5 protein-coding genes and 3 pseudogenes are annotated in these 8,227 nt (G+C 65.7%); 3 read left to right on the top strand and 5 right to left on the bottom strand.

Annotation, left to right across the window (positions count from 1 at the left end):
• Together MF607_RS18685 and MF607_RS18680 are read right to left on the bottom strand one after the other, a co-directional pair.
• Positions 1 to 124 (bottom strand): annotated as a pseudogene (locus tag MF607_RS18685) (transposase); the annotation flags it as partial.
• A 33-nt stretch (positions 125 to 157) separates the two neighbouring features.
• Positions 158 to 3,127 (bottom strand): annotated as a pseudogene (locus tag MF607_RS18680) (Tn3 family transposase).
• Between the two features lie 129 nt (positions 3,128 to 3,256).
• Between MF607_RS18680 and MF607_RS18675 the strand changes: the two are divergent.
• Complete coding sequence (locus MF607_RS18675; protein WP_082052512.1) at positions 3,257 to 3,883, top strand: recombinase family protein; 627 nt, start codon at positions 3,257 to 3,259, stop codon at positions 3,881 to 3,883.
• A 23-nt stretch (positions 3,884 to 3,906) separates the two neighbouring features.
• Here the strand turns inward: MF607_RS18675 and MF607_RS18670 are convergent, their stop codons facing one another.
• From MF607_RS18670 to MF607_RS18660, 3 genes are read right to left on the bottom strand one after another with little or no spacing between them, the layout of a single operon-like run.
• Positions 3,907 to 4,686 (bottom strand): sulfite exporter TauE/SafE family protein, encoded by a 780-nt coding sequence (locus tag MF607_RS18670; protein WP_042469177.1) that lies wholly within the window; start codon positions 4,684 to 4,686, stop codon positions 3,907 to 3,909.
• Between the two features lie 7 nt (positions 4,687 to 4,693).
• Entirely contained in the window at positions 4,694 to 5,212 is a 519-nt protein-coding gene (locus MF607_RS18665; protein ID WP_042469176.1) for a rhodanese family protein, read from the bottom strand.
• A gap of 4 nt (positions 5,213 to 5,216) precedes the next feature.
• Positions 5,217 to 5,534 (bottom strand): ArsR/SmtB family transcription factor, encoded by a 318-nt coding sequence (locus tag MF607_RS18660; RefSeq protein WP_042469298.1) that lies wholly within the window; start codon positions 5,532 to 5,534, stop codon positions 5,217 to 5,219.
• Between the two features lie 68 nt (positions 5,535 to 5,602).
• Here MF607_RS18660 and MF607_RS18655 point away from each other — a divergent pair, with 68 nt between their 5' ends.
• Positions 5,603 to 6,478 (top strand): MBL fold metallo-hydrolase, encoded by an 876-nt coding sequence (locus MF607_RS18655; RefSeq protein ID WP_242121625.1) that lies wholly within the window; start codon positions 5,603 to 5,605, stop codon positions 6,476 to 6,478.
• 54 nt (positions 6,479 to 6,532) lie between these two features.
• Positions 6,533 to 8,176, top strand: a pseudogene (locus MF607_RS18650) (Tn3 family transposase); the annotation flags it as partial.
• Positions 8,177 to 8,227: the final 51 nt, after the last annotated feature.

Raw genomic sequence — 8,227 nt, 5'->3', positions numbered from 1 at the left:
CGAACACACCTGTCGTCGCCCAGCGACGGTAGCGGCGGAACACGCTGTTCCACTTGCCATATTCCTCCGGCAAATGCCGCCACTGCGCACCCGTCCGCGCGATCCACATCATGCCTTCGAAGAAGGGGACCGGTGAGAGGATGGTCGAAAACGTACGCTAAGCGTCCCGGCTTTGCTGGTGGAGGCGCAGCGGCCTGAACCGCTCGCGAGGTTTGTCGATCTCGCCCCAGAGATAGTCGCCGGTGAGGCCGATATGCTCCCAGCCCAGAGGGGCGACGTGGGCGAGCAGCTCGTCGGGCACGTCGACGCCGCTGCCGCGCAGATGACGGACAGCTCGGTCGAGATAGACGGTGTTCCAGAGCGTCATGGCCGCGGTGACGAGGGTCAGGCCGGAGGCGCGATGGCGCTGGTTCTCGAAGGTGCGGTCGCGCAGTTCGCCGAGGCGGTTGAAGAAGATGGCGCGGGCGAGCGCGTTGCGGGCCTCGCCCTTGTTGAGAATGCTGCCGGTGCGACGACGCTGGTCGGGATCATCGAACTAGTCGAGCATGAACAGGGTGCGTTCGATCCGACCTATCTCCCGCAGCGCGCGGGCGACCGAGTTCTGACGCGGGAAGCCCGCCAGCTTGCGGAGCATGACCGAGGCGCTCACCGTGCCGGCGCGGATCGAGGCGGCAAGGCGCAGGGTTTCGTCCCAGTTCTCCTCGATCGCGCGGATCTTGACCGGACCGGCGACGAGCGGGCGCAGCGTCGGCCACGAGTCGAGCGGCGACAGGCTGTAGAGCCGGCGCTCGTTGAGGTCGCGGATGCGGGGCGCGAAGCGGAAGCCGAGCAGATGGCACAGGCCGAAGACATGATCGACCGCGCCGGCGGTATCGGTCGCATGTTCGCGGATGACCAGCTCGCTTTCATGGTCGAGCAGGCCGTCGAGGACATGCGCGGCCTCGCCGGCATTGGCGGCGATGACCTTGGTGTGGAACGGCGTGAAGCGGTCGGTGACGTGGGTGTAGAACAGCACGCCTGGTTCGGTGCCATAGCGGGCGTTGTGATCGGCGCGGGCCTCGCCCTGACCACCGGCACGAAAGAACTGCCCGTCCGACGACGATGTATCGCCCGGTCCCCAGACCGCCGCGAGCGGATGCGCGGTATGGCAATCGACGATCGCCGCCAGCGCCGACAGATAGGTTTCGTCGCGCACATGCCATTCCGCCGTCCAGCGCAGGCGAGACAACGTCAGCCCGCGCGAGCTTTCGGCCATGCGGCCCAGGCCGAGGTTGGTCGCATCGGCGAGGATCGCACCCATCAGCGCGGACTGGTCGGAGGCGGGGGCGCCGCTGCGCGCATGGACGAAACGGTCGGCGAATCCCGACCATGCGGCGACCTCGACCAGCAGATCGGTGATTCGGACGCGCGGCAGCATCGCGTAGAGCCGGGCCTTTAGCGCATCGGCATCGTCGGACGGGGATCGCCGGATCGACGATATGAGCAACTGCCCGCGTTCGATCGTCACATCGACCAGCTCGCCCGCTGCGGCTGCGCGCTCCACCTCCGTCATGCGCCGGGCCAACAGGGTGCGGCGTTCCTCGTACCATTTGGAAAAGTCGGTCGGCACAACCAGGCGCAGATCGCCGCTCGCGCGCATCGCTTCGAAGGCGGGCATGGGCAGCTGATAGTCGTCGAGCGTGCGATAGGCGCGGCTGCCGTCCACCCAGATGCTGCCCGAGCCGAGCCGCTCGCGCAGGTGGGCGATCACTGCGATCTCATAGGCGCGCCGGTCTATCGTCCCTTCCGCCGGCTGCACGACCTTGCGCCAGCGCGGCTTGATGAAGCTGGTCGGCACTCGCTTCGGCAGGACCGATCGACCGTCGCGGTACATCGTGCGCAGCACCTCGATCGCGCCGAGCAGCGGATCAGCCAACCGCGCGGTGCGGAAGGTGAAAGCGGCGAGAAACGTCGGGGCGAAACGCCGCACGGCGGGATAGCGTTCGACCACTTCTTCCAGCCCGTCATCGGCCGAGCGCGTCAGATCCTCGGCAAAGCGGATGCTGCGTTCGAGCTGATCCCAGCCCATCTTCGCGTCGATCGCGCGGAAGGCATCGCGCCCGCTCGCACGAGCATCTACCAGCAGGCGACCGAGCCGGGCATGGAAACGCGCGGTGTCCTTCAGCATCCGTGCCTGGCCGAGCAGCCGATCGGAGCGGGTGCGGTCGGCACGGCGGAACAGCGCGCCCACCATCTTCTCCACCATGACCAGCGCGGCGTCGGTCAACGTCGCTTCCATCTCGATCACGGAAGCTACGAGCATGGCGAGCCGGCGCGGACGTTCGAGACGCCGCAGGTGCTGGGCGGTGACGATGCCGGCGGTCCGCGCAATGACGGCATAGCGAGCAGCATGGATACGTCGTGCTCGATCAGCCGCGATCCCGATGCCGCGCACGGTGTCGAGCCGTTCGACGATTCCCTTCAGGTTCGCGGCCGATGGTGCTTCCGGCCATTCGCGTATCCATCCTAGCCGGGTGCGCCCATCATCGTCGGAGGCGATCATGTGTTCGAGTGCGGCTTCCTGTTCGGTCGAACAGTCGCGGATCAGATTGGAATGGGCCGCCTTGCGCGCCCGTGTCCGCACGATGAGGGCGAGCCGTTCCAGCGTCGATGTCGCCGGCAGTACGATCCGGTCCGCCCGCAAGCGATCGACCATGCCTGTGACGATCGTCTCACCTCTATCAGTCGAAGCGGCAATCTCCGATCCCAGCGCCAGCATCGCCCGTACATCCACCCGCGCGAAGGCGCGCAGACCGAGCAGAGCTTCGATCTCGGCCCGGTGTTCGCGCAATGTCGTGGGGCGCGTGGCATAGCCGGTGAAGTCGTCGGCTACGCACCCGATCTGATCGGCGAGCAGCGCGAGCATGGCGGCGGGCACCGCATCCCCCGTCAGTAGCCTGCGACCGGGATGACGCAGGTAGCAAAGCTGCACCGCATAGCCGAGCCGGTTCGCCCCGCGCCGACGTCGCGCCACCTGTGCCAGATCGTCGGGACCGAGCGTATAGAGCCGTTCGATCGTCGCGCGATCGGCAGGCGGGTCGAAGATCACAGCACGCTGCGCGGGCGACAGGATGGTCTTGGTCGGCATCGGCTTCCTGTTCGTCACGAAACAGGAAAGCGTACCCGTTCATGGAGCATAGACCAGAAGACGGGTTATGTGACATTATCGCGATTGATCGACGGGCAATGCCGCTCCGTCACGTGAACGGACGTATATGTGACAACGCAGATCGGTTACGCGCGGGTGTCCAAGGCGGACGGCAGCCAGGTCCACGACCTGCAGCACGACGCGCTGGTCGCGGCCGGCGTCGATCCCGAGCATATCTATGAGGATGCCGCATCGGGCCGGCTCGACAAGCGACCGGGACTGGACGCCTGCCTGAAGGCGCTGCGCCGCGACGACACGCTGGTCATCTGGAAACTCGATCGGCTCGGCCGCGATTTGCGCCACCTCGTCAATACGGTTGGTGATCTGACGAAGCGTGGCATCGGGTTGAAGGTGCTGGCGGGCGAAGGCGCGTCGATTGACACAACCACCGCCAACGGTCGGCTGATCTTCGCGATTTTCGCCGGCCTCGCCGAGTTCGAGCGAGAACTGATCGTCGAGCGCACGCGCGCCGGTCTGGAGTCCGCTCGGGCACGCGGTCGGCACGGCGGGCGTCCGTTCAAGATGACGCCGGCCAAACTGCGTCTCGCCCAGGCCGCGATGGGCAAACCGGAAACCAAGGTCGCGGAGCTATGCGCCGAACTCGGCGTGACGCGCCAAACACTCTACCGACACGTCACGCCGAAGGGCGAGATCAGGCCCGATGGTGAAAAGCTGTTGGCGCGAGGGCGCCGATAGCAGTCGGCTGAAGCTGCTCAGGTTCAGAGCGACGATGCCGTAACGTAGGTTCCTACCGCAATCACGACGGCGGCAAAGCCACGTTCGAGCAGCCCCTTACGGGTGCCGAGAACCTTGCCCAATGCAATACCGCCGATCGTTCCAGCGACGCCGCCCACGACCAGCATCGCGGTCACGCTCCAGTCGACCAGCCCCGACAGGGCGTAGGACAAGGCGGTGGTCAACCCCAGCGCGCTGACGACGACCAGCGACGTGCCGATCGCGAAGGGCAGCGGCATCGCGGTCGCGAGGATCAGCCCCGGCACGATCAGGAAGCCGCCCCCGATCCCGAAGAAGCCGGCGGCAAGCCCGACGCCCAGCCCGATCGGAACCAAGCGCGGCAGCAGCGTCGAGGCGCTATCGCGGGTCAGTCGCACGTCCGGCGCTTCCGCCGTGCGGCGCTTGCGCAACATCGACAAACCGACGCCAATCATCAGAAGCCCGAACAGGACAAGCAGTCGCTTGCCGTCGAACGCCTTGCCCAACTCCGCCCCCAGCGCCGCGCCGATCATTCCGGAGACGGCGAAGACACTGGCGCACCGCCATTTCACGCGGCCCGCTCGCGCATGGCCGACCAGGCTGGCAAGCGCATTGACGGTGACGGCGACAGCGGCCGTCCCGATCGCAGCGTGCGGTGATCCGACGCCGACAACATAGATCAGGAGTGGCACGGCGAGGATCGACCCGCCTCCGCCGACAAGGCCGAGGATCAGGCCAATCACGCCGCCCGATGCAAGCGCGGCAAGGGTGGCAGCGGTGTCCACGATCGCCTCAGGCTGTCGCGCGCCGGTTCCAGGGCATGACGCGCAGCAGGTTGGCCATGCCGCACCACCCCGTCACGCCCGCGAACATCAGCCCCGCCCCGACGAACGCCGACAGCCCGAAGAAGCCGGGAGCGACGAACGTGCCGAGCAGAACGCCGATCAGCACCAGCCCACCGGCGGTAATCTGCACCTGCCGCATGATTTCCAACGGCTGCGACCGATCGGCGACGGTGGGCTGTCCTGCCTGCCGCCACGCATCGATGCCGCCGCCCAGGATATAGGCCGGCGCGCCACCCGCTGCCGCGCCGAGCTGCGCCGCATTGGCGGCGGTGCGCATCCCGGACTTGCAGTGAAAGACGACCGGACGATCGTCGCGCGGGAGATCGCCGATCCGGTCGAGCGGCACGTTCATCGCGCCGGGAATGCGTTCGCGCGCATGCTCGTCGGCACCGCGAATGTCGATCAGGCGCGCACCGGCATCGATCGCGGCACGGGTATCGTCGGGAGAAAGGGTCGCGAGCGTCATCGCATCAATCCTTGCAGTAGAGCTGGTAGAGAGTGCCGAGCAGCGTTTCGACGCGGGCATCCGCGATGGCGTACCAGAGCGTCTGGCTCTCCCGCCGGTAGGTGACGAGACCCTCGTCGCGCATCCTGGCCAGGTGCTGCGAGCAGGCCGACTGCGACAAGCCGACATCACGGGCCAGATCGCCGACCGTCATCTCGCCATGCTCGACCAGCTTGCACAGCAGCATCAGCCGGCGAGCATTGCCGATCGCCTTCAGCGTGTCGGCGACCTGCCCGGCCTTCGCCTCGAATGTCGCCAGGTCCATCGGCGGTTTGAGCATCATCGCCACTCCATTAGGTGTTGCTTATGTAGCACCAGCTAATATATTAGCAAGCGCTAACGGAGAAAATCATGACTCAGCCCCTCATGGAGGCGTTTTTCGACGAGCCGACCAATACGATTAGCTACCTCGTCGGCGATCCCGCGACACGGACTGCGGCGGTGATCGATCCAGTCCTCGACTTCGACATGGCGAGCGGCGTCGCCGACACGCGCTCGGCCGAGCGGATCGTCGCCTTCGCCCGCGAGCAGGACTGGCGGATCGCGATGGTGCTGGAGACGCACGCTCATGCCGATCATCTGTCGGCCGCACCCTTCATCAAGGCGCATACAGGCGCATGGATCGGGATCGGCGCGCATATCCGCGACGTGCAGAAAATCTTCCGCCCCGTGTTCGCGATGGATGATCTGAAAACGGACGGCTCGGACTTCGACCGCCTGTTCGAGAATGGCGACCAGTTCGCGATCGGGGCGCTGGCGGTCGAGGTGCTGCATGTCCCCGGCCACACCCCGGCCGACGTGACCTATCTGATCGGCGATGCGGCGTTCGTCGGGGATACGCTGTTCATGCCCGACTATGGCACCGCCCGCGCCGACTTCCCGGGCGGGGATGCGCGGACGCTCTATCGCTCGATCCGCCGGCTATTGGCGCTGCCCGACGAGACGCGACTGTTCCTCTGCCACGACTACAAGGCACCGGGTCGCGACGACTATCGCTGGGAGACGACGGTGGGCGAGCAGCGACGGTCGAGCGTCCACGTCCATGACGGTGTGAATGAGGACGACTTCGTCGCCATGCGCGAGCAGCGTGACGCCGGGCTATCCGTGCCCAAGCTCCTGCTGCCCTCGATCCAGGTCAACATCCGCGCGGGCCATTTCGATCAGGCGGAGGCGAACGGTGTCACCTACTTGCGTATTCCGTTAAAATGGAAAGCCGGCCATCCGTGATGTCATACGATCGCTGACACGGCTTTGTGCTTAGCGTACGTTTTCGACCATCCTCTCACCGGTCCCCGGATCAAGGTCGATCCGCCGGTGGATTTTCTACGTCCCAACTCGAAATGGCATCGTCATCTTCGCGCTGAGCCCAGCGGCGACCACCGGCTTTGGGAAATCGCGGTGCTGTTCCACATCCGCGACGCCTTCCGGTCCGGTGACATATGGTTGGCGGGATCGCGCCGCTATGGCGACCTCAAGCAGCTTCTGGTCCCGCCACAGGCGATAGAGCAGACCGCGCGGCTCGCCGTGCCGCTGCGACCCGGCGAATGGCTGGCCGAGCGCAGGGCTCGACTGGATACACGGCTGAAGGAGTTTGGCCGCGCGGCGCGAACCGGCACGATCCCAGGCGGCATCATCGAGAACGGCAAGCTGCACATCGACAAGCTGAGGGCCGACACGCCCGAAGGGGCCGAGGATCTCGTGCTCGATCTCTATCAACAGCTCCCGCCCGCGAGGATCACCGATCTGTTGCTGGAAGTCGATGAGCGAACCGGATTTTCCGAGGCGTTCACGCATCTGCGCACCGGCGCGCCCTGCAGCGACCGGATCGGCCTGATGAACGTGTTGCTGGCGGAAGGCGTCAATCTCGGTTTGCGCAAGATGGCGGCGGCGACCAACACGCACAGCTTCTGGGAATTGCTGCGGATCGCGCGCTGGCATGTCGAAGGCAGCGCCTATGATCGGGCGCTCGCCATGATCGTGGAGGCCCACGCCGCCCTGCCCATGGCCGCCTTCTGGGGACAAGGGCAATCGGCATCCAGCGACGGGCAGTTCTTCCTTGCTACCGAGCAGGGCGAGGCGATGAATCTGATCAACGCGAAATATGGCAACGTCCCGGGCCTCAAGGGATACAGCCATGTGTCCGATCAATATGCGCCGTTCGCAACCCAGGTGATCCCGGCAACGGTCAGCGAGGCTCCCTATATCCTGGACGGGCTGCTCATGAATGACGCGGGCCGCCGCGTTCGCCAGCATTTTGCCGACACGGGCGGCTTCACCGATCATGTGTTCGCCGCCTGCGCCTTGCTCGGCTACAGGTTCGCCCCCCGTATCCGCGATCTCCCTCAGAAAAGACTCTATGCCTTCACGCCCAACGCGACGCCGGCCAATGTGCGAGCGCTGGTCGGAGGTAAGATCAATGAACCGCACATCGAGCGCAACTGGCCCGACATCCTGCGCATCATGGCGACGATCGCAGCGGGGATCGTCGCCCCCAGCCAGATTCTTCGCAAGCTCGCCTCTTACCCGCGCCAGAATGAGCTGGCCCTCGCATTGCGAGAGGTGGGCCGCATCGAGCGAACCCTGTTCATGATCGACTGGATTCTTGATGCCGGCCTCCAGCGCCAGGCTCAGATCGGCCTCAACAAGGGTGAGGCCCACCACGCCCTAAAGCGCGCCATCAGCTTCCACCGCCGAGGTGAAATCCGGGATCGATCCGGCGAAGGCCAGCACTATCGCATCGCCGGAATGAACCTGCTCGCCGCCATCATCATATTCTGGAACACCATGAAGCTCGGCGAGGTCGTCAATACCCGGGCCGCCAGCGGTACCCATATCGCGCCTGATCTACTCGCCCACGTCTCGCCGTTGGGATGGGAACACATCAATCCAACCGGGGAATATCGCTGGCCCAAATCCTTAGCGTAGGATTCCGCCCCCTCCCGCAAACGCCCCCTACGATTGAGAAGCGCGGCGGAA

The sequence above is a fragment of the Sphingomonas lacusdianchii genome, assembly GCF_022664395.1.
Lineage (GTDB): Bacteria > Pseudomonadota > Alphaproteobacteria > Sphingomonadales > Sphingomonadaceae > Sphingomonas > Sphingomonas lacusdianchii.
The sequence above is the reverse complement of the archived record's forward strand: the minus strand, read 5'-3'. Positions and strand labels throughout refer to the sequence as shown.

Bases quoted from the DNA above. Each gene is read 5' to 3' on its own strand.
- MF607_RS18660 (WP_042469298.1), bottom strand. From the start codon at position 5,534: ATGATGCTCAAACCGCCGATGGACCTGGCGACATTCGAGGCGAAGGCC.
- MF607_RS18665 (WP_042469176.1), bottom strand. From the start codon at position 5,212: ATGACGCTCGCGACCCTTTCTCCCGACGATACCCGTGCCGCGATCGAT.
- MF607_RS18655 (WP_242121625.1), top strand. From the start codon at position 5,603: ATGACTCAGCCCCTCATGGAGGCGTTTTTCGACGAGCCGACCAATACG.